This window comes from Amycolatopsis sp. lyj-108 (genome assembly GCF_046549005.1).
Taxonomy (GTDB): domain Bacteria; phylum Actinomycetota; class Actinomycetes; order Mycobacteriales; family Pseudonocardiaceae; genus Amycolatopsis.
This window is the reverse complement of the sequence record NZ_JAJPWQ010000006.1, coordinates 404,770-425,634: the sequence shown is the minus strand read 5'-3', so window position 1 is coordinate 425,634 and position 20,865 is coordinate 404,770. Positions and strand designations below refer to the sequence as shown.

General features: G+C 70.0%; 23 protein-coding genes. 17 read left to right on the top strand and 6 right to left on the bottom strand.

Features of this window, described 5'->3' with window-relative positions; translation table 11 throughout:
* The first annotated feature begins 12 nt into the window (after nucleotides 1-12).
* The 3 genes from ACLJO0_RS24060 (at nucleotide 13) to ACLJO0_RS24050 (ending at nucleotide 2,513) form a co-directional block, all read left to right on the top strand.
* The gene (locus ACLJO0_RS24060) at nucleotides 13-774 is read left to right on the top strand and encodes an isocitrate lyase/phosphoenolpyruvate mutase family protein (RefSeq protein WP_410580621.1); all 762 of its coding nucleotides are present in this window, start codon (nucleotides 13-15) and stop codon (nucleotides 772-774) included.
* 10 nt (nucleotides 775-784) lie between these two features.
* On the top strand, nucleotides 785-1,804 hold the full coding sequence (locus tag ACLJO0_RS24055; RefSeq protein WP_410580620.1) for an aminotransferase class V-fold PLP-dependent enzyme: 1,020 nt from the start codon (nucleotides 785-787) through the stop codon (nucleotides 1,802-1,804).
* Nucleotides 1,805-1,892: 88 nt separating this feature from the next.
* Complete coding sequence (locus tag ACLJO0_RS24050) at nucleotides 1,893-2,513, top strand: hypothetical protein (protein WP_410580619.1); 621 nt, start codon at nucleotides 1,893-1,895, stop codon at nucleotides 2,511-2,513.
* Between the two features lie 112 nt (nucleotides 2,514-2,625).
* On the opposite strand, the gene ACLJO0_RS24045 is transcribed toward ACLJO0_RS24050, so the two are convergent.
* Nucleotides 2,626-3,564, bottom strand: a complete 939-nt coding sequence (locus tag ACLJO0_RS24045) for a ferritin-like domain-containing protein (RefSeq protein ID WP_410580618.1) — start codon at nucleotides 3,562-3,564, stop codon at nucleotides 2,626-2,628.
* Between the two features lie 135 nt (nucleotides 3,565-3,699).
* On the opposite strand from ACLJO0_RS24045, the gene rimP reads away from it, so the two are divergent.
* The 7 genes from rimP (at nucleotide 3,700) to ACLJO0_RS24010 (ending at nucleotide 10,499) form a co-directional block, all read left to right on the top strand.
* Nucleotides 3,700-4,239 carry a ribosome maturation factor RimP gene (gene rimP / locus ACLJO0_RS24040; RefSeq protein WP_410580617.1) on the top strand — a complete coding sequence of 180 codons (540 nt, stop codon included), beginning with the start codon at nucleotides 3,700-3,702 and terminating at the stop codon, nucleotides 4,237-4,239.
* Nucleotides 4,236-5,276 carry a transcription termination factor NusA gene (gene nusA, locus ACLJO0_RS24035; protein WP_410580616.1) on the top strand — a complete coding sequence of 347 codons (1,041 nt, stop codon included), beginning with the start codon at nucleotides 4,236-4,238 and terminating at the stop codon, nucleotides 5,274-5,276. The genes rimP and nusA overlap by 4 nt, the downstream gene beginning before the upstream one ends.
* A gap of 23 nt (nucleotides 5,277-5,299) precedes the next feature.
* Nucleotides 5,300-5,602: a YlxR family protein gene (locus tag ACLJO0_RS24030; RefSeq protein ID WP_091597421.1), complete on the top strand. Its 303-nt coding sequence runs from the start codon at nucleotides 5,300-5,302 to the stop codon at nucleotides 5,600-5,602.
* Between the two features lie 144 nt (nucleotides 5,603-5,746).
* Entirely contained in the window at nucleotides 5,747-8,779 is a 3,033-nt protein-coding gene (gene infB, locus ACLJO0_RS24025; protein ID WP_410580615.1) for a translation initiation factor IF-2, read from the top strand.
* 73 nt (nucleotides 8,780-8,852) lie between these two features.
* A complete protein-coding gene (locus ACLJO0_RS24020) occupies nucleotides 8,853-9,146 on the top strand; it encodes a DUF503 domain-containing protein (RefSeq protein WP_125793348.1) in 294 nt (97 codons plus the stop codon).
* Nucleotides 9,147-9,175: 29 nt separating this feature from the next.
* Nucleotides 9,176-9,652 carry a 30S ribosome-binding factor RbfA gene (gene rbfA, locus ACLJO0_RS24015; RefSeq protein ID WP_410580614.1) on the top strand — a complete coding sequence of 159 codons (477 nt, stop codon included), beginning with the start codon at nucleotides 9,176-9,178 and terminating at the stop codon, nucleotides 9,650-9,652.
* Nucleotides 9,633-10,499 (top strand): alpha/beta hydrolase, encoded by an 867-nt coding sequence (locus tag ACLJO0_RS24010; protein ID WP_410580613.1) that lies wholly within the window; start codon nucleotides 9,633-9,635, stop codon nucleotides 10,497-10,499. The genes rbfA and ACLJO0_RS24010 overlap by 20 nt, the downstream gene beginning before the upstream one ends.
* 266 nt (nucleotides 10,500-10,765) lie before the next feature.
* On the opposite strand, the gene ACLJO0_RS24005 is transcribed toward ACLJO0_RS24010, so the two are convergent.
* Nucleotides 10,766-11,812: a TRM11 family SAM-dependent methyltransferase gene (locus tag ACLJO0_RS24005; protein ID WP_410580612.1), complete on the bottom strand. Its 1,047-nt coding sequence runs from the start codon at nucleotides 11,810-11,812 to the stop codon at nucleotides 10,766-10,768.
* 40 nt (nucleotides 11,813-11,852) lie between these two features.
* Here ACLJO0_RS24005 and ACLJO0_RS24000 point away from each other — a divergent pair, with 40 nt between their 5' ends.
* Genes ACLJO0_RS24000 through ACLJO0_RS23990 form a run of 3 tightly spaced genes read left to right on the top strand, consistent with a single transcriptional unit; the run spans nucleotide 11,853 to nucleotide 14,740 of the window.
* Nucleotides 11,853-12,851 (top strand): DHH family phosphoesterase, encoded by a 999-nt coding sequence (locus ACLJO0_RS24000; protein ID WP_410580722.1) that lies wholly within the window; start codon nucleotides 11,853-11,855, stop codon nucleotides 12,849-12,851.
* A gap of 58 nt (nucleotides 12,852-12,909) precedes the next feature.
* Nucleotides 12,910-14,100: a preprotein translocase subunit SecY gene (locus tag ACLJO0_RS23995; protein WP_410580611.1), complete on the top strand. Its 1,191-nt coding sequence runs from the start codon at nucleotides 12,910-12,912 to the stop codon at nucleotides 14,098-14,100.
* Between the two features lie 52 nt (nucleotides 14,101-14,152).
* On the top strand, nucleotides 14,153-14,740 hold the full coding sequence (locus ACLJO0_RS23990; protein ID WP_410580610.1) for a histidine phosphatase family protein: 588 nt from the start codon (nucleotides 14,153-14,155) through the stop codon (nucleotides 14,738-14,740).
* Nucleotides 14,741-14,781: 41 nt separating this feature from the next.
* Here the strand turns inward: ACLJO0_RS23990 and ACLJO0_RS23985 are convergent, their stop codons facing one another.
* The 3 genes from ACLJO0_RS23985 to ACLJO0_RS23975 are packed head-to-tail and all read right to left on the bottom strand — an operon-like array spanning nucleotide 14,782 to nucleotide 17,803.
* Nucleotides 14,782-16,098 (bottom strand): PEP/pyruvate-binding domain-containing protein, encoded by a 1,317-nt coding sequence (locus ACLJO0_RS23985; protein WP_410580609.1) that lies wholly within the window; start codon nucleotides 16,096-16,098, stop codon nucleotides 14,782-14,784.
* Nucleotides 16,095-16,709 carry a transcriptional regulator gene (locus tag ACLJO0_RS23980; RefSeq protein ID WP_410580608.1) on the bottom strand — a complete coding sequence of 205 codons (615 nt, stop codon included), beginning with the start codon at nucleotides 16,707-16,709 and terminating at the stop codon, nucleotides 16,095-16,097. The genes ACLJO0_RS23985 and ACLJO0_RS23980 overlap by 4 nt, the downstream gene beginning before the upstream one ends.
* The gene (locus tag ACLJO0_RS23975; protein WP_410580607.1) at nucleotides 16,706-17,803 is read right to left on the bottom strand and encodes a TetR/AcrR family transcriptional regulator; all 1,098 of its coding nucleotides are present in this window, start codon (nucleotides 17,801-17,803) and stop codon (nucleotides 16,706-16,708) included. Before ACLJO0_RS23975 ends, ACLJO0_RS23980 begins: the two co-directional genes overlap by 4 nt.
* Before the next feature lie 89 nt (nucleotides 17,804-17,892).
* Here ACLJO0_RS23975 and ACLJO0_RS23970 point away from each other — a divergent pair, with 89 nt between their 5' ends.
* From ACLJO0_RS23970 to ACLJO0_RS23960, 3 genes are read left to right on the top strand one after another with little or no spacing between them, the layout of a single operon-like run.
* Nucleotides 17,893-18,522, top strand: coding sequence for an alpha/beta fold hydrolase (locus tag ACLJO0_RS23970; RefSeq protein ID WP_410580606.1), 630 nt, complete (start codon nucleotides 17,893-17,895; stop codon nucleotides 18,520-18,522).
* A gap of 21 nt (nucleotides 18,523-18,543) precedes the next feature.
* A complete protein-coding gene (locus ACLJO0_RS23965; RefSeq protein ID WP_410580605.1) occupies nucleotides 18,544-18,753 on the top strand; it encodes a hypothetical protein in 210 nt (69 codons plus the stop codon).
* Nucleotides 18,750-18,935, top strand: a complete 186-nt coding sequence (locus ACLJO0_RS23960; RefSeq protein WP_410580604.1) for a hypothetical protein — start codon at nucleotides 18,750-18,752, stop codon at nucleotides 18,933-18,935. The genes ACLJO0_RS23965 and ACLJO0_RS23960 overlap by 4 nt, the downstream gene beginning before the upstream one ends.
* On the opposite strand, the gene ACLJO0_RS23955 is transcribed toward ACLJO0_RS23960, so the two are convergent.
* Entirely contained in the window at nucleotides 18,936-20,432 is a 1,497-nt protein-coding gene (locus ACLJO0_RS23955) for an MFS transporter (protein WP_410580603.1), read from the bottom strand.
* 50 nt (nucleotides 20,433-20,482) lie between these two features.
* On the opposite strand from ACLJO0_RS23955, the gene ACLJO0_RS23950 reads away from it, so the two are divergent.
* Nucleotides 20,483-20,860, top strand: coding sequence for a MerR family transcriptional regulator (locus ACLJO0_RS23950; protein WP_410580602.1), 378 nt, complete (start codon nucleotides 20,483-20,485; stop codon nucleotides 20,858-20,860).
* The last annotated feature ends 5 nt before the right edge of the window (nucleotides 20,861-20,865 follow it).

The following is a 20,865-nucleotide window of genomic DNA, read 5'->3' as shown; positions in this document are numbered from 1 at the left end:
TACCGTCGTGCCATGACCGCATTCGCCGCACTCCACGTCCCCGGGTCCCCGCTGCTCCTGCCGAACGTCTGGGAGTTCGGCACGGCCGCCTTCCTGACCGCGCAAGGCTTCCCGGCGCTCGGCACGACCAGCCTCGGGGTCTCGGCCGCCGAGGGCGAGCCGGACGGCGCACCGTCCTCCAAGGACGCCACCGTCCGGCTGGCGCGGCGGCTCGCCGAGCTCGACGTGCTGATCAGCGTCGACCTCGCGGACGGGTTCAGCGACGACCCGGGCGAGGTCGGCGCGCTGGCCGCGGAACTCGCCGAAGCCGGTGTCGCGGGCATCAACCTCGAAGACGCCCTCGGCGACCCTGTGCGGCACGCGGCCAAGGTCGCGGCGGCGAAGGAACACGCTCCGGATCTCTTCGTCAACGCGCGGACGGACACGCATTGGCTGGGGGAGCCCGACATCGGCACCGCGATCGAACGCTGCCGGTCCTATGTGGACGCTGGAGCCGACGGAGTGTTCGTGCCGGGGCTCGCCGAACCCGCGGACGTCGAGCGGTTGGTGAAGGCCGTCGCGAAACCGCTGAACCTGCTGTTCGTCCCCGGCAAGGTCACCGTCGCGGGAGCGGCCGAACTCGGCGTCGCACGGATCAGCCTCGGATCGCTGCCGTACCGGATGGCGCTGGCCGCCACACTGCGCACGGTGACGGCCGTTCGCGACGGCAGCGAACTCCCGCTGACCCCGCCGTCCTACGGCGACGTCGCGGCCCTGCTCCCGGAATCTCATTAATCTCGGGAGCATGCAGACCTTCGGAGCCGAATTCGCCGTCCCGCCCGGTTATCTGAACACGCCCAGTATCGGCATCCCGCCGTCGCATGTGGCCGACGCGGTGGCCGAGGCGGTCGAGCGGTGGCGGCGAGGCGAGGCCCGTCCGGCGGACTTCGACGAGCCCGTCGCGCGGACCCGGGCCGGGTTCGGCGCGCTGATCGGGGTCCCGGCGGAGCGGGTCGCGATCGGGGCGTCCGTTTCGCAGCTGATCGCGAACGTGGCGGCCGGATTGCCCGACGGCGCCAGTGTGCTGGTCGCCGGGAACGACTTCACGAGCGTCACCTTCCCGTTCGCGGCCCAGGCGCACCGTGGGGTGAAGGTCACCGAAGTCCCGTTGACCGAGCTGACCGAACGCGTCGAGGGGCACGACCTCGTCGCGGTCAGCGTCGTCCAGTCGGCGGACGGCGCCCAGATCGACCTCGGCGCGCTCCGCGCCGCGGCCGAGGCGGCGGGTGCGGCGGTCCTGCTCGACGCCACCCAGGCCGCCGGCTGGCAGCCGCTCGACCTCGGCTGGGCCGACTGGGTGGTCGCCGCGGGGTACAAGTGGCTGCTCGCGCCGCGCGGGGCGGCGTGGCTGGCCGCGCATCCGCGGGTGCTGGAGCGGGCCGTGCCGGTGGCCGCGAACTGGTACGCGGGGGAGGACCGCTGGCAGACCGTCTACGGCCTCCCGTTGCGGCTCGCGGAGGGCACCCGGTCGCTCGACCTGTCCCCGGCCTGGCTCTCGTTCGTCGGCGCCGCCGTCTCGCTGGACTACCTCGGCTCCCTGGACCTCGAGGCCGTCCGCGCGCACTGCACAGGCCTCGCCGACTCACTCCTCGAAGCGCTCGGCTCACCCGGTCAGGGGAGCGCGATCGTCTCGCTCGACGCCGACGCCGCCCGGGTGAAGGAAGCCGGCATCGTGGCCGGTACCCGGGCCGGAAGGCAGCGATTCGGGTTCCATCTCTACAACACGGCTGACGACGTCGAACGGGTGATAAGCACGTTCAGGTGAACCGCTCGAGCGGCGTGAACTACCGTATGTTCCCGTGGTTGGTGCGCAATTTACCCCGGGACCGACGGAAACGGCCCGGCTTCAGCCGGTGCGACCGGCAGGGCCGGGCGGGCCGCCGTCCGCGCCGTCGCCGTCGAGGGACACCAAGGGCCTGGCGCTGAAAGGCGCCGGGCTGGTCGCCATCGCGGTCGTCTCCGCGCTGCTCTGGTGGCTGATCCGGCACGAGCCCGAGCCCGCCCCGGTCGCGGACACGCCGACGAAGAGCGGCCAGTTCCAGTACACGCTGGTCGAAGGCCCGCAGGTCACCACCGACTGCGCGAGCAAGGCCTACGGCGACACCAAGGAGTTCTTCACGCAGACGCCGTGCAAGCGGCTGTCGCGGGCGCTCTACACAACGGAGACCGGCGGGAAGAAGGCGCTGGTGTCGGTCGTCCTCGTCACCATGCCCGGCGAGGTCACCGCGACCCAGCTCAAGGCGCTCACCGACAAGGACGGCACGGGCAACGTGTCCGACCTGGTGCGCGACGGCACCTTCAAGGCGCAGGGCGCCCCGAAGATCTCCGGACAGGACGCGGCCTACGACTCCCACGTCACCGGACCCGAGGTGGCCATCGTGCTGGCCGGTTTCTACAACAAGCAGACCGACAAGGCGATGCTGGAGCGGATCGCGACCGACGCTTTGCGGCTCTCGGGCGACTTGCGCCGCTGACCGGTCCCGTCACGCCCGCCTCCGGATGCTAGGAAAGGACCGTTCCTTGCAAAATTTGCAAGGAACGGTCCTTTCCTAGCGCGCGATGGGGACCGAAGCGGGCTGAAGAGGCTCAGGCCGACTGGCCCGGCATCGCGATCGCCACCGGCTTCGCGCCGAACTCGGCCCGCCAAGCGGTCCCTCGCCGCGCCGAGCCGATCAGCGCGTTCAGCGCCGTCGTCCGCAGAGCCGCGTCGTCGGTCCGGTCGATCACGCCGAGCCAGGCCGCCGTCGCGTCCGATTCGGCCGTCGCGACCAGTTCCATCGCCGAGTTCGCCTCGGTCACCGGCCTCGGCGGCACGTACGCGGCCTCCGGTCCGGTGGGGGTCCGCCCGGCCGCGGAAAGCATCCGCTCGCAGACGTTCCGCCGCTTGACGTGCTCGGCCGTGCCGCGGCTCACCGCGCCGGTGAAGGCGGCCGGCAGGTACGCGCTGACCAGCCCGTACACCCAGACCGCCGCGTGTTCGGCGGCCAGCGCCTGCTGGACGGCTTCCGTCGTCTCCCCGCCGAGCTGGACTCCGGCGGGCACCTCGACGGGTCCGGCGTCGTCGCCTCGGCCGAGTTTGTCCGAGCTCTGTTGCAGCGCCGCGCAGCCCGCCGCGATCGAGGCGACCATCCCGGCGCGGTAGCGGGGCAGCGAAGGCACGAGGCCTTCGGCCTGTTCGCGGGCCTGGGCGAGCCGTTCCTTGAGCCCGTCCACCGACGACGGCGGGTTCTCCGCCGGGCCCTGCTGTTCCGGTTTCGGCCGGTTGAGCCGGTCCACCTCGGTCTTGAGTGCCGCCGCGTGTGCGGCCCGCGCCGTCGCGACCGCTTCGCCCTCGGCGCCTGGCAACGCCTTCGCGCCCGCCGCGTCGGTCTCCGCCGCACGCAGCAACGGGCCCAGCGGATCAGGGGTTTCGTCGAAGCCGGGGGAGCAGGCGGAGGCCAGCGGCACGGCCACCACGGCCAGCGCTCCCATCCGCAGGAAAGTGCGACGGCTCGGCGAGGTGGGCTCTGTCGATCTTCCGGTCACGCCGCCCCATCCTGCCAGTACCCCGTGCGGGGCCGCCGCTCGCGCGTCATGCGGGGGTGACCGGATAAGCTGGACCACTACCGAACCCGGATCCACACCGCCGGGTCGCCCACAGCCGAACAGGAGCGCTCCACCGTGCCCAACGACCTCGCCAGCAGGCTGGAGCCCATCGTGGCCGAAGCCGTCAAGGCCGCGGGTTTCGACCTCGACTCCTTCGAGGTCCAGCAGGCAGGCCGCCGTCAGCTGGTCAAGGTCGTCGTCGACGGGGACGACGGCGTCGGGCTGGACGAGGTGGCGAGCGTCAGCCGGGCTGTTTCCGCCACGCTCGACGAGAACGAGCACGTGATCGCGAGCGCGTACACGCTCGAAGTCACCTCGCCCGGCCTCGACCGGCCGCTGACCGTGCGGCGGCACTGGCGGCGCGCGAAGTTCCGCCTCGTCAAGATCACCCCGGCCGAAGGTGCCGCCTTCGTCGGCCGTGTCGGGTACGCGGGGGAGAAGTCCGCGCGCGTGCTCGTCGACGGCGAGATCCGGGACGTCCCCTACGCCTCGGTGGCCAAAGCGGTCATCGAGATCGAATTCAAGCAACCACCTGCCGAGGACCTGAAACTGTTGGAAAACGATGCGTCGGCCCTGAACGCCGCCCCCACGGAGCCGAAGGAGGAGCCGAAGTGAACGTCGACATCGCAGCGCTGCGCGCGATCGAACGGGACAAGGACATCCCCTTCGAGACGGTGATCGAAGCGATCGAAACCGCGTTGCTCACCGCGTACAAGCACACCGAGGGCCACCAGCCGCACGCCAGGATCGACATCGATCGCAAGAGCGGCCTGGTCCGCGTCCTCGCGCACACCCTCACCCCGGACGGCCAGACCGACGAGGAATGGGACGACACCCCCGAAGGCTTCGGGCGGATCGCCGCGACCACCGCGCGCCAGGTCATCCTGCAGCGTCTGCGCGACGCCGAGCACGAGAAGACCTTCGGCGAGTTCTCCGCCAAGGAGAACGAGATCGTCGCCGGCGTGGTGCAGCGCGACGCCCGCGCCAACGCCCGCGGCATGGTCATCATCCAGGTCGGCGACATCGAGGGCGTGCTGCCCGCGATCGAGCAGGTGCCCGGCGAGACCTACGAGCACGGCGACCGGATCAAGGCCTACGTCGTCACCGTCTCGCGTGGCAACCGCGGCCCGCAGATCACGTTGTCGCGTTCGCACCCGAAGCTGGTGCACAAACTGTTCGCCCTCGAGGTCCCCGAGATCGCCGACGGCACGGTCGAGATCGCCGCTGTCGCGCGGGAACCCGGGCACCGCACCAAGATCGCGGTCCGCTCGACGGTGCCCGGCGTCAACGCCAAGGGTGCCTGCATCGGCCCGGTCGGCGCGCGGGTGCGCAACGTGATGAGCGAACTCGCCGGCGAGAAGATCGACATCATCGACTTCTCCGAGGACCCGGCGAGGTTCGTCGGGAATGCGTTGTCGCCCGCGAAGGTTGTCTCCGTACGGGTCGTCGACGAGCGGGCCAAGACCGCTCGCGTCGTCGTCCCGGACTACCAGCTTTCGCTCGCGATCGGCAAGGAAGGGCAGAACGCCCGCCTCGCCGCCCGCCTCACCGGCTGGCGGATCGACATCCGCAGTGACGCCGCCCCTGACCAGGGTGACGAAGCACACGCCGGGCAGCCGCGGCCCGCCGCGGCAACCGGTTCGGCTGAGTGAAGGTCGAAGCGGTAGACTTACCAGTGGTTCAGAGCCCGCGGCCGGGAACCGACCTCCAGCATGACCGGGAAACCCCGGTTCGCACCTGTGTGGGTTGCCGTAAGCGGGCCTTGATCGGCGAGTTGCTGCGAGTGGTCGCGGCGGACGGTCGGTTGATCGTCGACGAACGTCGGCGGTTGCCGGGCCGGGGTGCCTGGTTGCACCCCGTGCCGGACTGTCTGGCCAAGGCCGAGCGGCGCAGGGCGTTCCCCCGGGCACTTCGTGTTCCAGGGTCGCTCGACGCCCAGGGTGTCCACGAACGCCTGGAGCGGCACGCCGAAGGCTAAGGGCGCCGGGACATCCCCGGTGCCGGATGGAATCAGGAAGCAGGTCGACCCGTCATGAGTCAGCCGTGAAGCTGAATCAATGAACGCGCGACAATAGGACGAGGTCTGCGGGTCTGCCGCCGGCCTCCCCAGATGAGGAGAGCTGTGCCAGGCAAGGCCCGAGTACATGAGCTCGCGAAAGAGCTCGGCATCACCAGCAAGGAAGTTCTCGCCAAGTTGAAGGAACAGGGCGAGTTCGTGAAGTCCGCGTCGTCCACCGTCGAGGCGCCGGTCGCCCGCCGTCTCCGTGACGCGTACCCGTCCAAGGACGGCAAGAAGAAGTCGGTCCCGACCCCCGGACCGCGCCCTTCGCCCGCGCCTCCCGCGAAGCCCGCTGCCCCGGCTCCGGCCGCGAAGCAGGCCCAGCCCGCGCCCGCGGCGAAGACCGAGGCCCCGGCCGCTCCCGCGGAGTCCGCTCCGGCGGCGTCGGCCCCGGCCCAGCAGCCGTCCCGTCCCAACACCCCGGGTGTCCGCCCGGGTCCGCGCCCCGGCCCCAGGCCGCCGGCGCCCAAGGAAGAGGTCGCTCCGGCGGCGAAGGCCGCTCCGGCCGAGCCGAAGCAGCCCGAGCCCAAGGAAACCCCGGCAGCACCGGCCACCCCGCCGGCGTCCCAGACGCCGTCGCAGGGTTCTGTCGTGCCGCCGAAGCCGCAGGGCCCCAAGCCCGGCGGCCCGAAGCCCGGCCCGCGCACCCCGCGGGTCGGCAACAACCCGTTCGGTGTGGGTTCCGGTTCCCCGGCCCCGCGTCCGTCCGGCCCCCGTCCCGGTGGCGGCCAGCAGGGCGGCGACACCCGTCCTCCGCGTCCCGGTGGTGGCCAGCAGGGTGGCGACAACCGTCCGCCGCGTCCCGGTGGCGGCGCTCCCGGTGGTAACCGGCCGAGCCCGGGCAACATGCCCCCGCGTCCGAACCCCGGCATGATGCCTGGCCGCCCGGCCCGTCCGGCCGGCGGTCCCGGTGGAGCCCGTGGTGGTCCTGGCGGCGGAGCCCGTGGTGGCCCCGGCGGCGGCGCTCGTGGCGGTCCCGGTGGCGGCGGCGGAGGCTTCCGCGGCGGTCCCGGTGGTGGCGGCGGCGGTGGCGGTTTCCGTCCCGGCGGCGGCGGTGGCGGCGGTTTCCGTCCCGGTGGCGGTGGCCCCGGTGGCGGCGGCGGTGCCCCGGCCGGTGGCGGCGGTTTCCGTGGCGGCGGCGGTCGTGGCGGCCCCGGTGGCCGCGGTGGTACCGCGGGTGCCTTCGGACGTCCCGGTGGTCCCGCTCGCAAGGGCCGGAAGTCCAAGCGCCAGAAGCGCATGGAGTACATGGACAACATGCAGGCGCCCAGCGTCGGTGGCGTTCGCCTGCCCAAGGGCAGCGGCGAAACGATCCGCCTGCCGCGTGGTGCTTCGCTGACCGACTTCGCCGAGAAGATCGACGCCAACCCGGCTTCGCTGGTGCAGGTGCTCTTCCACCTCGGTGAGATGGTCACGGCGACGCAGTCCGTGTCGGACGACATCCTCGAGCTGCTCGGCGGCGAGATGAACTACGTCGTCCAGGTCGTCAGCCCGGAGGAAGAAGACCGCGAGCTGCTGGAGACCTTCGACATCACCTACGGCGAAGACGCGGGTGAGGAAGAGGATCTGCAGGTCCGTCCGCCGGTCGTGACCATCATGGGTCACGTCGACCACGGTAAGACCCGGCTGCTCGACACGATCCGCAAGACGAAGGTGCGCGAGGGCGAAGCCGGTGGCATCACCCAGCACATCGGCGCCTACCAGATCGAGACCGAGCTCGAGGGCAACCCGCGCCTCGTGACGTTCATCGACACCCCGGGTCACGAGGCGTTCACCGCCATGCGTGCTCGTGGTGCGAACGCCACGGACATCGCGGTCATCGTGGTCGCGGCCGACGACGGCGTCATGCCGCAGACGGTCGAGGCGATCAACCACGCGCAGGCCGCCAAGGCCCCGATCGTGGTCGCGATCAACAAGATCGACAAGGAGGGCGCGAACCCGGACAAGATCCGGCAGCAGCTCACCGAGTACAACCTCGTGGCCGAGGAGTACGGCGGCGACACGATGTTCGTCGAGATCTCGGCGCGGGAGAACATCAACATCGATGGTCTCCTCGAGGCGATCCTGCTGACCGCGGACGCGGCGCTCGACCTGCGGGCCAACCCGAACATGGAGGCCCAGGGTGTCGCGATCGAGGCGCACCTGGACCGCGGTCGCGGTCCGGTCGCCACGGTGCTGGTCCAGCGCGGAACGCTGCGCGTCGGTGACTCCGTCGTCGCCGGTGACGCGTACGGCCGCGTGCGGAAGATGGTCGACGAGCACAACGTCAACGTCACCGAAGCGACCCCGTCGCGTCCGGTCCAGGTCATCGGGTTCACCTCGGTGCCCGGCGCCGGTGACACGTTCCTCGTCGTCGACGAGGACAGGGTCGCCCGGCAGATCGCCGAACGGCGTTCGGCCCGTACCCGCAACGCGCTCAACGCGTCGCGTCGTAAGCGGGTCAGCCTCGAAGACCTCGATGAGGCCTTGAAGGAGACGAGCACCCTTAACCTGATCATCAAGGGTGACAACTCCGGTACGGTCGAGGCCCTCGAAGCCTCGCTGATGCAGTTGGATGTCGGCGAAGAAGAGGTCGAGCTCAACGTGGTCCACCGCGGTGTCGGTGGCGTCACGGAGTCCGACATCGACCTGGCGACCGCGTCCAACGCGATCGTCCTGGGCTTCAACGTGCGGGCACAGGGCAAGGCGACCGAGCGGGCCACCCGCGAGGGCGTCGACGTCCGGTACTACACGGTCATCTACCAGGCGATCGACGAGATCGAAGCCGCGCTCAAGGGCATGCTCAAGCCGATCTTCGAAGAGGTCGAGCTTGGCAAGGCCGAGATCCGCGGGATCTTCAAGTCGTCGAAGGTCGGCACGATCGCCGGTTGTATGGTCATCTCGGGCGAGATCCGGCGTAACGCCAAGGGTCGTCTCCTCCGTGACGGCAACGTCATCGTCGAGAACCTGCCGATCAACTCGCTGAAGCGCGAAAAGGACGACGTCACCGAGGTCCGCGAGGGCTTCGAGTGTGGTCTCACCTTGGGTAACTACAGCGATTTGAAGCTCGGCGACGTCATCGAGACGTACGAGCAGCGCGAAAAGCCGCGTGCGTAAGTGACACGGGCGGCGCTCCCTCGCATCTGGGCGGGGGAGCGCCGCTTCACTTCTCGACAACCCAGAACCCCTTATGTACGTAGGAGCTCTTGAGCTCGACATCCTGCTGGGCGACGTCCACTCGCTCAAGCAGAAGCGATCCGTGATCAAGCCGGTGCTGGCCGAAGTGCGCAGGCGTTTCGACGTCTCCGTCGCCGAGGCGGGTCAGCAAGACCTGCATCGGCGGGCACTGATCGGTGTGGCCGTGGTCGCGGCGACTGGCGTGCACGTCCGTGACGTGCTCGACTCGTGTGAGCGCTTCGTGGCCGGAAGGCCGGAGTTCGAACTGCTCTCCGCCCATCGCCGGCTGCTCGGCCCGGACGACTGACGAAAGATCTTTCGAGGAGACGAATCCCCATGGCCGACCCCGCTCGGGCTCGCAAGCTCGCCAAGCGGATCTCACAGATCGTCGCGCACGCGATCGAGCACGACATCAAGGATCCGCGGCTCAACCACGTGACGATCACCGACACGAAGATCACGGCGGATCTGCACGACGCCACGGTCTACTACACGGTGCTCGGCGAGAATCTGGAATCCACGCCCGATCACACCGGCGCCGCCGCGGCGCTCGAATCCGCCCGCGGTGTGCTGCGGACGAAGGTCGGTCAGGGCACGGGAGTCCGCTACACGCCGACGCTGGCCTTCGTGGCCGACAGCATTCCTGAGGACGCCAAGCGCATCGAAGACCTCCTCGCGAAGGCCAGGGAAGCCGATGCGGAGGTCGCCCGGCGGGCGACCGGTGCGCAGCACGCCGGTGAACCCGACCCGTACAAGCCGCCGCGGGAAGAGGCCGAAGACGATGAGTTCGCCGATGGGGAGACCCGTAGCTGAGGGAGCAGGCCACGCCGTCAGCCGGCGTGGCCTGCTGCTGGGAGCCGCGGCTCTCGGCGGCTCGGCGCTGGTTTCCGCTTGCGGCGCCGAGAACCCGCCCTTGGTGGGGCCGCCGCCGGCGGCCCCACCGTCCACCCCGACGCCGCTCACCGAAGCGGTCACGGTGCAGAAGATGCGGTCCGCGGCCCGCAACCGCGACGTCAACCTCGTCATCATCGCGCCGGACGGCGTGTCCCGGGTCGGGATGCCCGTCTGCTTCGCCCTCCACGGGCGGGGCGCGGACGCCCGCACGTTCCTGAACCTCGGTGTGCAGGACGCGCTGAACAAAGCCGTCGCCGCCGGCTTGCCCGGTTTCGCGGTGGCCGCCGTCGACGGCGACAACTACTGGGTGGATGTCGGCAAGGCCGATGACCCGCAGCGGATGCTGTCCGACGAACTCCCCGGCTGGCTCGCCCAGCGCCAGCTGCGGCCGGCGTCGGCGATCTTCGGGATCTCGATGGGCGGCTTCGGCGCACTGCGCTACGCCCGCGATCACAAGAACCTCAAAGCCGTCGCCGTGGCGAGTGCCGCGCTCTTCGTGAGCTGGCCCGATGCCAAGTCCCGCAAGGTCTTCGCGGATCGCGAGCAATGGGAATCGCACGAGCCGCTGCTGCACACCGGCGATCTCTCGGCGTCGTCGACCGGCGTGTGGTGCGGGAATTCGGATCCCTTCGCCCGCGCCGACCGCAAACTCATCAAGGCACTCGACCCCGCCGTCGCGAAGATGTCCGACGGTGAGCACAACGACGACTACTGGCGCGGCGTCATGCCCGACGTGCTGAAGTTCGTGGGGGAACGCATCGCCTGACCCTCGTGAGTGGTACGGACGGTTCTGGCGAGCCTCCTCTTAGGTACCTACTGCGTGACCTGCGGCGCTTCTTGCGCTGTCGTTGTAGCGCTGAGGCTCACGGTGGCGTTCCTGTCCGCCCGCGGCAGCAGGGCCGCCTCGGCCCGGGATGTCGTGAAGCTCACGTGAGCACTTGACGGGAGGCCTTCACGGACCTGGGGCCGCGATCAACCGCAGCCGGAATCACGTAGGTACCGAAGCCCCTTGGCTCTAACCGTCCGTACCACTCACGAGGCCGGTTTCGCCGCGACGATCAGGTCCCGCACGATCGCCTGGTCCACGCGGTGCGAGAACTCCGCGAACGGCCCGTCCTCGCGCACCCGCAGTCCAGCCTTGTCCAGGATCGCGGCGAGTTCCTCGCGCGGCGCGACGTTGGTGTTCCAGGAGATGCCGAGCGCGCCGCCGGGCCGCAGCACCCGTGTCCACACCGGGACGGCGGCCGCGAGCAGGTCCCGCGGGCTGCGCGCGAGCGACGCGTCCTGGGTGCGGTGGCTGCCGTGCTGCACGCCGTACGGGGCGTCGGTGACGATGAGGTCCACCGAGTTCGGCCGCAGCAGTTCGTCCGTGGTGAGCGTGTCGCAGTTGAGGTAGCTCAGCTTGCGGACCTCGCCGGCCTTGTACTGCTCCTTGGTGATCCCGAAGCCGATGTCGAGCCGCCTGCCGAGCCGGACCTTGTTGCGGCGCACCTGACCGGTTTCTGCGCTGTGCTTGACGCGCTTCTGCTTCAGCCAGGTCTTGATGAACAGTTCGTAGGAGTCGAAATCCTTGCCGTCGACGTCGAGACCGGTCGCGTCGAAGCCGTACATCATCGCCTGGTTCAGCGTGGTGCCGCGGCCGCAGAGCGGATCCAGCAGGTGCAGCGGTTTCTCCAGCATCGCGGCCGGGTCCGCGGTGGACAGCAGGGTGACGTTGACGAGCAGTTTCGTGAACAGCTCGTTCGTCTTGCCGGGGTACTTCTGAATGGTCAGCAGATCCGAGTCGAAGTTCGCGAGCGGGCTGATCGTCACCGGCTTCAGGACGCCGTCGCCGAGTTCGAACAGCGCGTACAGCGCGGAAAGGTTCGAAAGGAGCGCGAGATCGCGGTCGCTCAAGGGGGCGGGCGTGGTGAAGGTGAGGTAGCCGACGCCGCCGAGTTCCGTCTCGCCGATCTCGGAGACCTCGGTCTCCAAAGCGGACAGACCGAACACCGCCAGCTCCGCGCGCAGCAGGGCCGGGGTGGAGTCGGTGTAGACCCGGTTGGCGGACGGGTAGACCAGGATCGCGTACTCGGACATCCGGTAGAGCGTAGCTTGACTGATTGTGACAGCGACTCCAGTGCCGAACCTCAAGGAAGCCGCCGCCCTGCTGGCGCGCGCGAACGACGTGACCCTGCTCGGCCATGTCCGTCCGGACGCCGACGCGCTCGGCAGCGCGCTGGCGCTGGGCCGGGCCCTCCAGTCGCGCGGCGGCGTCAAGGTCCGCGTCTCGGTCGGCGAACCCGAGGAAATGCCCGAAACCCTGCGGGGCCTGGACGTCGGCGGGCTCTACGTCCCCGCGAGCGAGCTGCCGGAGAGTGAGCAGCTGTTGGTCGCGCTGGACACGCCCACCCCGGGCAGGCTCGGGAAGCTCGCGCCGCGGGTGGACGCCGTCCGCGCGGCAGGCGGCGACGTCCTGGTGATCGATCATCACGCGTCCAACGTCTTCTACGGCACGCACCACGTCGTCGACGACACCGCCGAAGCCACCGCCGTCCTCGTTTTCGCGTTGCTGCAGGAGCTGGGCACCGAGATCGACGAGCCGATCGCGCGCTGCCTCTACGCGGGGCTCGTCACCGACACGAGCGGGTTCCGCCGGGCCCGGCCGTCCACCCATCTGATGGCCGCGAAGCTGCTCGAAGCGGGCGTGGACCCGGACAAGGTGGTCCGCGAGATCGTCGACGACCATCCGTTCGCGTGGCTGCCGATGCTTTCGGACGTGCTCGCCGGGGCCCGGCTCGAGCCGGACGAGGCGCGCGGTTTCGGGCTCGCGCACGCGGTCGTGACGCTCGACGTCGCGCGGAGTGTGCGCGCGGAGGAGGTCGAAGCGGTCATCGACGTCGTCCGGTCCACCCGGGAGGCCGGGGTCGCCGTGGTGCTCAAGGAAGCCGAACCGACCGGGCCGAAGCAGCGGTGGCAGGTCTCGCTCCGTTCGGTGGGCGGCGTCGATGTTTCGGCCGCGGCAGGGGAACTGGGTGGCGGCGGGCATCGCCAGGCGGCCGGATGCACCGTGGAGGGCACGGCGGGCGAGGTGCTCGACAAGCTGAGGTCGGCCTTGTCGAGGGCGCCTTTGCTGTGACCTGAGCGCGGGCGGTGTCATCGTAATTTCATCGGTCGTCCCTAGCGTGGTCCTCACGATGAACGACAGAGCCTCCCTCCGCCGCCGGATCCTGGTCACGCTGGGTGTGATCGTGGTGTTCCGGCTGGGCCAGAGCGTGCCCGCCCCCTCCGTGACCGTCCGCGCACCGGAAGCCGATCACCCGCTGCGCTGGCTCCTCGACCTCCTCACCGGCGGCGGCCTGTTCACGCTGCCGGTGTTCGCTTTCGGTGTCCTTCCCTGCCTGGCCGCGGCGCCCGTCCTGCGCGCGCTGATCGTCCTGATCCCGCGGCTGGCCGCGCTGCGGGCCGAAGGGGAAGCCGGCGCCCGTGTGCTGAAGCGGTACCGGCGCCGGCTCACCGTCGGACTCGGCCTGCTGGGCGCGATCGGCGTGCTCGGGTTTCGCGGTCAGGACGCCCTCGACACGGTCGTCGCCGTGGCGTGCCTGACGGTGGGCACCGCGCTTGTCCTGCGGCTGACCGAGGTGATCACCGAGCGGGGATTCGGTGACGGCGTGCGGATCCTGCTGCTCGCGCAGGTGCTGGCCGTGCTGCCGCCGGAATTCCTGCGCCTGTACGAAAAGACGGGCTGGGCGGCCATCGCGGTCATGGCCGTGGTGACGCTGTCGATCACGGCGATCACGATCGTCGTCGCACAGGGACAGCGTCGCGTCCCGGTGCAGTACGCCAAGCGGATGATCGCCAGGCGGGCCTTCGGCGGGACCTCGACCTACATCCCGCTTCGGTTCCCCCAGTCGAACAGCCCGGCCGTGCTGGCCGCGGTGCTGCTGTCCGTGCCGGTGCTCCTGCCCGGCGCGACCTGGCTGGAGTGGCTGCGTGACGAGGGAGATCCCAGGCGGATCGCGGTCTACTTCCTGCTCGTCTGCCTCTTCGCCTTCACGAGGGCGGCCGTGGCACAGGACATGGACAAGGTGGCGAGCGAGCTGGTGCGGGTCGGCGGCTTCGTCCCCGGCATCCGGCCGGGGAACTGGACCGCCGAATACCTCGACTACGTGAACCGCCGGATCATCGCCTTCGGAGCTCTCTGCTCGGGAGTGGTCGCGCTGATCCCGGTCGCCGGGCTGGGCTTGCTGGACGTGAGTCCGCGGGTTCCCGTCGTCGGCGTGGCCTTGCAGGTGGTCCTCGTCTTCCTCGTCGGCGTCGCGCTCGACACCACGCGGCAGATCCAGTCACTCCGTCTCCAACGGAAGTACGAACCGTTCCTCCGCTGATCTTGGATGTTGGTACCATTGGGATGGTAACAACATCTAAGAGCGGGGCGGCATGGCGACGAGACACCTGTACGTGGTCCGGCACGGGGCCGCGGATCCGTTCGGCGAGTTGACGGAAGTGGGGCGGCGGCAGTGCGAGCTGCTGGCGAAGCGGCTCGCGCGCCTGCCGGTGGACGCCGTATGGCATTCACCGCTGTCACGTGCGGTGAAGACCGCGGAGATCATCGGCGAGCACCTCACGGGTGCGTCGGTGCGCGAGGCGGCGGAGCTGGTGGACAACGTGCCGCACGTGCCGGCCGATCCGCCTCCGGCCTGGCGTGGGCTGTTCGACGGCTACGACCCCGAGGAAGCGGCCGAGGGCGCGCGGATCGCCGCGGCGTTGACGGAGCGTTTCGCTTGCCCTGCCGACGTGGAAACGCATGAGGTGCTGGTGACGCACGCTTACCCGGTCGCTTGGTTGGTGTGTGACGCGCTCGACGCGCCACCGGAGCGCTGGCTGGGATTGAGCTGTGGGAACACCGCGTTGACGGTGATCGACCACTACGACGGCGCCGCCCCGTCGTTGCTGATGTACAACGACATGGGGCATCTCCCGGAAGAGCTGCGATGGACGGGTTTCGGGCCGGGTCAGCGCCCCTGAGCGTCGTGAGTGGCGATTCGTTTTCCAATCCGAATCGCCACTCACGACCGCGGCAGGCGAGCGTCTTCCTCGGTCCAGGCGAGGAAGCGCTCCAGATGGTCCCCGGTCTCCCTCGTGACAGTCGGTACGCGGCCGAGGGCGACCTCCCCGCCGGTTCCGTCGATGGTCACGAGCGTTCCTTCGTCGAGCGTGCGCCCGCCCACGGTGATCGACGCGTTCGTCTCGTCGACGGCGAGCGTGCCCATGCCGACCACGGCGGGTTTGCCGAGGGAGCGGGCGACGACGGCGGCGTGACTGGCCGGGCCGCCCCGTGCGGTGAGGATGCCCGCCGCCACGGCGAGTCCGTTCATGTCGTTCGGGGAGGTTTCGGGGCGGACGAGGATGACCGGGCCGTCGGCCGCCATCCGTCTCGCGCCCTCGGTGGTCGTGGCGATCCTGCCGGTGGCGACGCCTGGGCAGGCCCCTGTTCCGCGACCGAGCAGGGTCGTATCCGGCTGCGGGACGATGCGAGGCGTGCGCGCACGTTCGATCTGTCGGCGTGACACCCGGTGCACCGCCGCGGTTCGGCTGATGCGTCCTTCGTCGGCGAGGTCGACGGCGACCCTGACCGCCGCGGCACCGGTGAAGCGTCCGGGCCGTACTTGGAGGAGCCACAGGACCCCGGTTTCGAAGGTGAACTCGACATAGACCGCGTCGCGGTAGTGGCCTTCCAGCCGGTCCAGGGCTTCGGTCAGTGCCTTCCAGACGTGCGGTTCGCGGGTGGCGAGGCCGGTGAGCGGCAGGACAGGCGAGGTACCCGCGACGACGTCCTCCCCCTGATGGCCGAATAACACGTCGCCGAACGGGGTGGGCTCGCCGGTGTTGGGGTTCCTGCTGAAGGCGACTCCGGTGCCGCTTCGGTCATCTCGGTTGCCGTAGACCATTTCCTGGACGATCACGGCGGTGCCCAGATCGTGGTCGATGCCGTGCAGTTCCCGGTAGGTGCGTGCCCGCGGTGTCTGCCAGGAGGCGAAGACCGCCTCGACGGCCGGCTCCAGCTGCTCGGCGGTGGGCCGGAGATTCAGGATGGTGTCCATCATGCCGGGCATCGACACACTGGCCCCGGAACGCACCGACACGGTCAGCGGCGACGAGCCGGTGGTCTCTTCCAACGTTCGCGTCGCCGCGGTCAGCTCGTCACGGAGCCCGTCGGGGAAGTGGCCGTCGCGCAGGAAAGCGCGACACGCTTCGGTGGTGACGACGAATCCGGCCGGCACCGGCAGGCCGAGCCGGTGCAGATCGAGGAGTCCGTGCGCCTTCGCGCCGATGAGCCGGGGATCCTCCCGGGTGTCCGGAGTGAGCTCTCGCAGCCACTTCACCGCGGAATGCCCAGTGTCGCAAGGAGATCTTCGTGCAGTTCGGCCCAGACCACGTGGTACGACGCGGTCGAATCCGCGACGTAGGCCAGGTCGCCTGATCGGGCCCGGTCGAGGGCGCTCGCCAGCCGCACGCGGTATCGGCCGAAGCGCGGCAGCGCCGTTTCCAAGGCGTGGCACACCGGCATCGTGCGCTCGTGCAGGTCGGCGAAGCGATCGAGGACGCGGGCGTCGTAAGCCGGGTCGTCGTGGTCGTTCACGATCTGCTCCCCCTCCACGGGGCGGAGCTGCCATGCGGTGCAGAGGTCGAGCAGTTCCGGGTTGAGCACCAGGAACCGGTCGAACGCCGCCTTGACCGCCGCGCGAGCACCGGCGGCCTCCAGCTGTGCGGTGATGCGCTCGGCATCGGCTTCGCGTCCGGCATCGGTGCAACCCCAGGCATCAAGGCCGCTCAGCCGCGTGACCTGTCCCGCGACCGCGAGGTCGATCAGCTCCGACTCGAGTTCGGACTCGCTCAATCCGGTGGTCGCCGACAAGCGCGGCAATCCGGCGTAACCGCCGCAGCGCAGGGCATGCAGCACGAGCAGTCCGGTATCCGATCCGGCGCGGGTCACGTCGTGGCTCCTTCGGTACGAGCGGTTTCCGGTTTCGCGACGGCGTACGCGGCGCCCCGGCCCTCGGCGCGGGCGACGACGGCCTTCCCGCGGACGCGCACCGCGGCTTCGGTACTGTCGCCGGCTTCCGGCAGACCGACCGCGGCCGCGACGCGACCATCGTCGTCGAACACGAGATGCAGGTGCTCCGGCAGCGGGGAAGGAGAGACCTGTCGCAGGCAGGCCACCAGGTCGCCGACGCGCAGGCGAATGAGCTGGCCGGTGTTCGCGGCATCGTCGGTGACGACGACGATGGTGACCTGCTCACCGGGCCGCGCCGACCGCACGGCCTCTTCTGCCGCCTCCAGCCTCGCGCCTCCCAGCACGACCACCACGCCGTCCGAGGTCAGATCGACCATGTCCGCGGTGAGCGGATCGCGGACATCGGCGGGCGGCGCCCATGGCTCCTGCACCCGAGCCGCGGGTGTCACGTAAGGCAGATGAGCCGGTGCCCAGACGTCTGTGAGGTCGAGGCTCGCCAGGTGTTCGCACGCGCGTGCCCGGTCGAAGGGGTCGCCGAAGCCGGGAGCCTGTTCCGCGATGAGACTCGACCCGCCGAGCAGCGTCAACGCCAGCTCGGCCAGGCGAACACGGCGCGACGGCGGGTCTTCGGACGCGCAGGACTCCAGCGTCAGCGCCAGCAGCAGCGCTTCCAGCCGGGCGGTCTGGGCGAGGACTGCTCGTCCCGTTTCGTCCTCGATGACACCGGTCAGGGAACGCAAATGCAGGCGTCCGCCGGCGGCGGGGTCGTCGACCAGGGGCAGCCTGTCCAGCCAGACCCGCGCGAACGTGCTCAGCGCTTCGCCCGCCGACCCCGGCTCCTCGGCGGCGAGCGGGGTGTCCGCCTGCTCGACCAGGTCGACCAGCACGGCGAGATACAACGCGCGTTTGCCGGGAAAGTTCGAATACACCGCCCCTCTGGTCAGTTCCGCCCGCTCGGCGATGCGATCCACTTTCGCCGCGCCGTACCCGAATTCGACGAACTCCGCCCGCGCCGCCGCCAGGACCGCGGCACGGGTCCGCGCCTGCTGCTGCGCTCGTGTCAGCCGGACCATCACACTTCCTTCCCTCGCCTCGACAGCAGGATACCAACACCATTCCGATGATTGCGACATCTGGTTACTTGATTTGCTATATTCGGAAAATGCTGAATATGAGCCAGGTGCTGCACCGGGACGGTGGAGAGTCGCGCTACGGCGACCTGATCGCCCTGCTCGATCACCTCGAGCTCCACCGGCCGATCCTCATCGGGCACTCGCTCGGCGGGAACCTCGCGCAGGCGCTCGTCCGCCGCCTTCCCGAACGCGCCCACGGCCTCATCGTCGTGGGATCCACCTGGAACGCCGGTCCGCTCGGCCCGGGGGAGCGGCTCCTGCTGAAGCTCGCCGCCCCGGCGCTGGCGCTGATCCCCGCGTCGCGGCTGCCGGGCATCATGGCCCGCGCCTCAGCAGAGACGCCGGAGGGGATCGCGGACTGCGAGGCGGTGTTCGCCCGGATGCCCAAACATGTGTTCCTCGACGTCTGGCGAGCCACCGTGTCACTCGTCGACCCGGAACCGGGGTACCGCTCGCCGGTTCCGCTCGGCCTGGTTCGCGGCGACGGCGACCGCACCGGCAACATCGCGTCCGCGATGCCCCGCTGGGCGCGGGCCGAAGGCGTGACCGAGCACGTCATCCCCGGTGCCGGGCACGTGGTCACCCTGGACGCGCCGGAGGCGACGACCAAGGCCATCAGGGCCATCATCGACGGCTGGGACGCGGAGTCCTCGGCATGACACGCCGGGTTCGTCACGGCCATGGGCGACTTCCTCGGGTCGTGGAACCTGCTCCGAACGACGGGCCGGGTCTACGGACAGCTCCTGCTCGGCTCCGGATCCGTGTCACTGGACGAGCTCGGCGCGGCACTCGGTCTCAGCAAAGGAGCGGTGAGCGTGGCCGTCCGCGAGCTGGACTCGCCAGGACCATCCCGCAGCCGGGGAGTCGCCGTCTGCTCATCGAGGCGGTGAGCGGATTCGAGCAGCTCCTCGCCGCCAGCCACGAACGGACCCGCGCCTTCGTCCGCGTGCTCCGGAGTGGAGCCCGATCCGCCGAGGGCGAGCCCGCCGAGGCCAGACTGGAGGAGGTCGCCGAATTCTTCGAGTCCTATGTGGACGCCGGAGACCGGATGCTGCGCGGCAGACGGACGTGATCACCCCGTTCGCCACGCGAGGACGGCCAGTCCCGCCGAGACCGCGGCGGCGATGGCGGCGACCGACACAAGGCCCGAAGTCGTCGCCGCGTCGGCGACCCGTAGGAGGTCCGCGCCGATCGACGGTGGCAGCTCCGCCGCGACCGCCGCCGTCTCGGGGTGGCTCTCCCGAGCGACCTGCGCGGTGCCCGCTGGGAGGTGGGCGCCGACTTGATGGCGATACAGGGCGGCGCCGAGGCTTCCCAGGATTGCGACGCCGAGCGCGAGCCCCAGTTCGGTGCCGGTCTCGGACAGGGCCGACGCCGCGCCCGCCTTGCGCGGTGGCGCCGAGCCGACGATGAGATCGGTGCTGAGCGCCATGATCGGCCCTTGGCCCAGATAGACGATGACGATGCCGAGTACCACCACCGGCAGCCCCGACGTCGCGCTCGACGAGATGAGCACCGCGAAGCCTGCCGCGGAGACCAACAGTGAGACGGCGACGATCCGCCCGGCTGGGAACCTCCGCGCGAGTGCGGGCCCGAGCACGGAGGTGACGATCATCGCGCCGGACGAGGGAAGCAGCCATAAGCCCGCCTGCAAAGGGGAAAGCTTGACGACCTGCTGCAGATAGTTCGTCACGAACAGGTAGACGCCCGCGGTGACGGCGATCCCGGCCGTCATGACGATCATCGCCGCCCGGAACCGCCGCTCGCCGAACAACCGCAGGTCGATCAAGGGGTTTTCGAGCCCCCGTTGCCGCCGTGCGAACAGGACGCCGAAGACGATGCCCGCGCCGATCGAAACGATGCCCGCCAGGAACTCTCCACCCGCCACGGCCATTTTGATGCCGTAGATCGCCGGCAGGGTCGCCGCCAGCGACAGACCGACGCTTGGCAGATCGATCCGGCCAGGCGCGGGGTCGCGGTGCTCAGGCAGTACCCAGGGCGCCGTGACCAGCAACAAGCCCATCACCGGCACGGCGATCAGGAAGACCGAACCCCACCACCAAGACTCCAGCAGCGCGCCACCGACGAGCGGGCCCAGCGCCACGCCGCCCGAGAGGCAGGCCGCCCAGATCCCGATCGCCATGCCGCGCTGCGCCGGATCACCGAACAGGGAGCTGATCAAGGCCAGCGTGGAGGGCATCAGCGTCGCGCCCGCGATCCCCAGCAGTGCCCGTGCCGCGATCAGCGCTTCCGCCGTCGGCGCGTAAGCGGCGGCGACGGACAAGACGGCGAAGGCCGTGGCGCCGATGAGGAGCAACCGGCGGCGTCCGATGCGATCACCGAGGTTTCCCATCACCACCAGGAATCCGGCGATCAAGAACCCGTAGCCGTCGATGATCCACAACAGTTCGGTGCCGGTGGGTCGCAGGCTCGCCGCCAGATGCGGCGCGGCCAGGTACAGCACCGTGATGTCCATCGCGAGCAAGAGAGTGGGCAGCGCGAGTACCGCGAGCCCGAGCCAGGTCCGCAGACTCGCGCGCCCCGGTTCCGTGATCGATCGACTTGTCATACGGCCGACGCTAAAGTCTCACATCTATGGCAGAGTCAACTGGAGAATTGATGCGGATCGGCGAGCTCGCACGCCGGACCGGGGTCAGCCAGCGGTTGCTGCGTTACTACGAAGACCAGGGCCTGCTCGCCCCGATCCGGCGTACGAGCGGGTACCGGGAGTACGCCGGATCGGACGTCATCGTGGTGGCGCACATCCGGAATCTCCTCGCCGCCGGCCTGTCCACCGCCACGATCGCCGACGTGCTGCCGTGTATGGGCAGCAACGGTGTCCAGCTGATCGCCGATTGCCCGGAACTCGTCGAAGACCTCCTTCGTGAGCGTGCACGGATCTCCACGTCCATCGACACCCTCGAAGCCGCCCGCGCCACCCTCGACACCATCATCGCGACCGCGCCGCCGTCTCTCGTGACCGCGGCCGACCTTTAGTCTGC

Coding starts and splice junctions, on each gene's coding strand:
- ACLJO0_RS24060 (WP_410580621.1), top strand. CDS start 13: ATGACCGCATTCGCCGCACTCCACGTCCCCGGGTCCCCGCTGCTCCTG.
- ACLJO0_RS23975 (WP_410580607.1), bottom strand. CDS start 17,803: ATGGTCCGGCTGACACGAGCGCAGCAGCAGGCGCGGACCCGTGCCGCG.
- ACLJO0_RS23965 (WP_410580605.1), top strand. CDS start 18,544: ATGGGCGACTTCCTCGGGTCGTGGAACCTGCTCCGAACGACGGGCCGG.
- ACLJO0_RS23970 (WP_410580606.1), top strand. CDS start 17,893: ATGCTGAATATGAGCCAGGTGCTGCACCGGGACGGTGGAGAGTCGCGC.
- ACLJO0_RS23990 (WP_410580610.1), top strand. CDS start 14,153: ATGGCGACGAGACACCTGTACGTGGTCCGGCACGGGGCCGCGGATCCG.
- rbfA (WP_410580614.1), top strand. CDS start 9,176: ATGGCCGACCCCGCTCGGGCTCGCAAGCTCGCCAAGCGGATCTCACAG.
- ACLJO0_RS23995 (WP_410580611.1), top strand. CDS start 12,910: ATGAACGACAGAGCCTCCCTCCGCCGCCGGATCCTGGTCACGCTGGGT.
- ACLJO0_RS23950 (WP_410580602.1), top strand. CDS start 20,483: ATGCGGATCGGCGAGCTCGCACGCCGGACCGGGGTCAGCCAGCGGTTG.
- ACLJO0_RS24005 (WP_410580612.1), bottom strand. CDS start 11,812: ATGTCCGAGTACGCGATCCTGGTCTACCCGTCCGCCAACCGGGTCTAC.
- ACLJO0_RS24020 (WP_125793348.1), top strand. CDS start 8,853: ATGTACGTAGGAGCTCTTGAGCTCGACATCCTGCTGGGCGACGTCCAC.
- ACLJO0_RS24055 (WP_410580620.1), top strand. CDS start 785: ATGCAGACCTTCGGAGCCGAATTCGCCGTCCCGCCCGGTTATCTGAAC.
- ACLJO0_RS23955 (WP_410580603.1), bottom strand. CDS start 20,432: ATGACAAGTCGATCGATCACGGAACCGGGGCGCGCGAGTCTGCGGACC.
- ACLJO0_RS24010 (WP_410580613.1), top strand. CDS start 9,633: ATGGGGAGACCCGTAGCTGAGGGAGCAGGCCACGCCGTCAGCCGGCGT.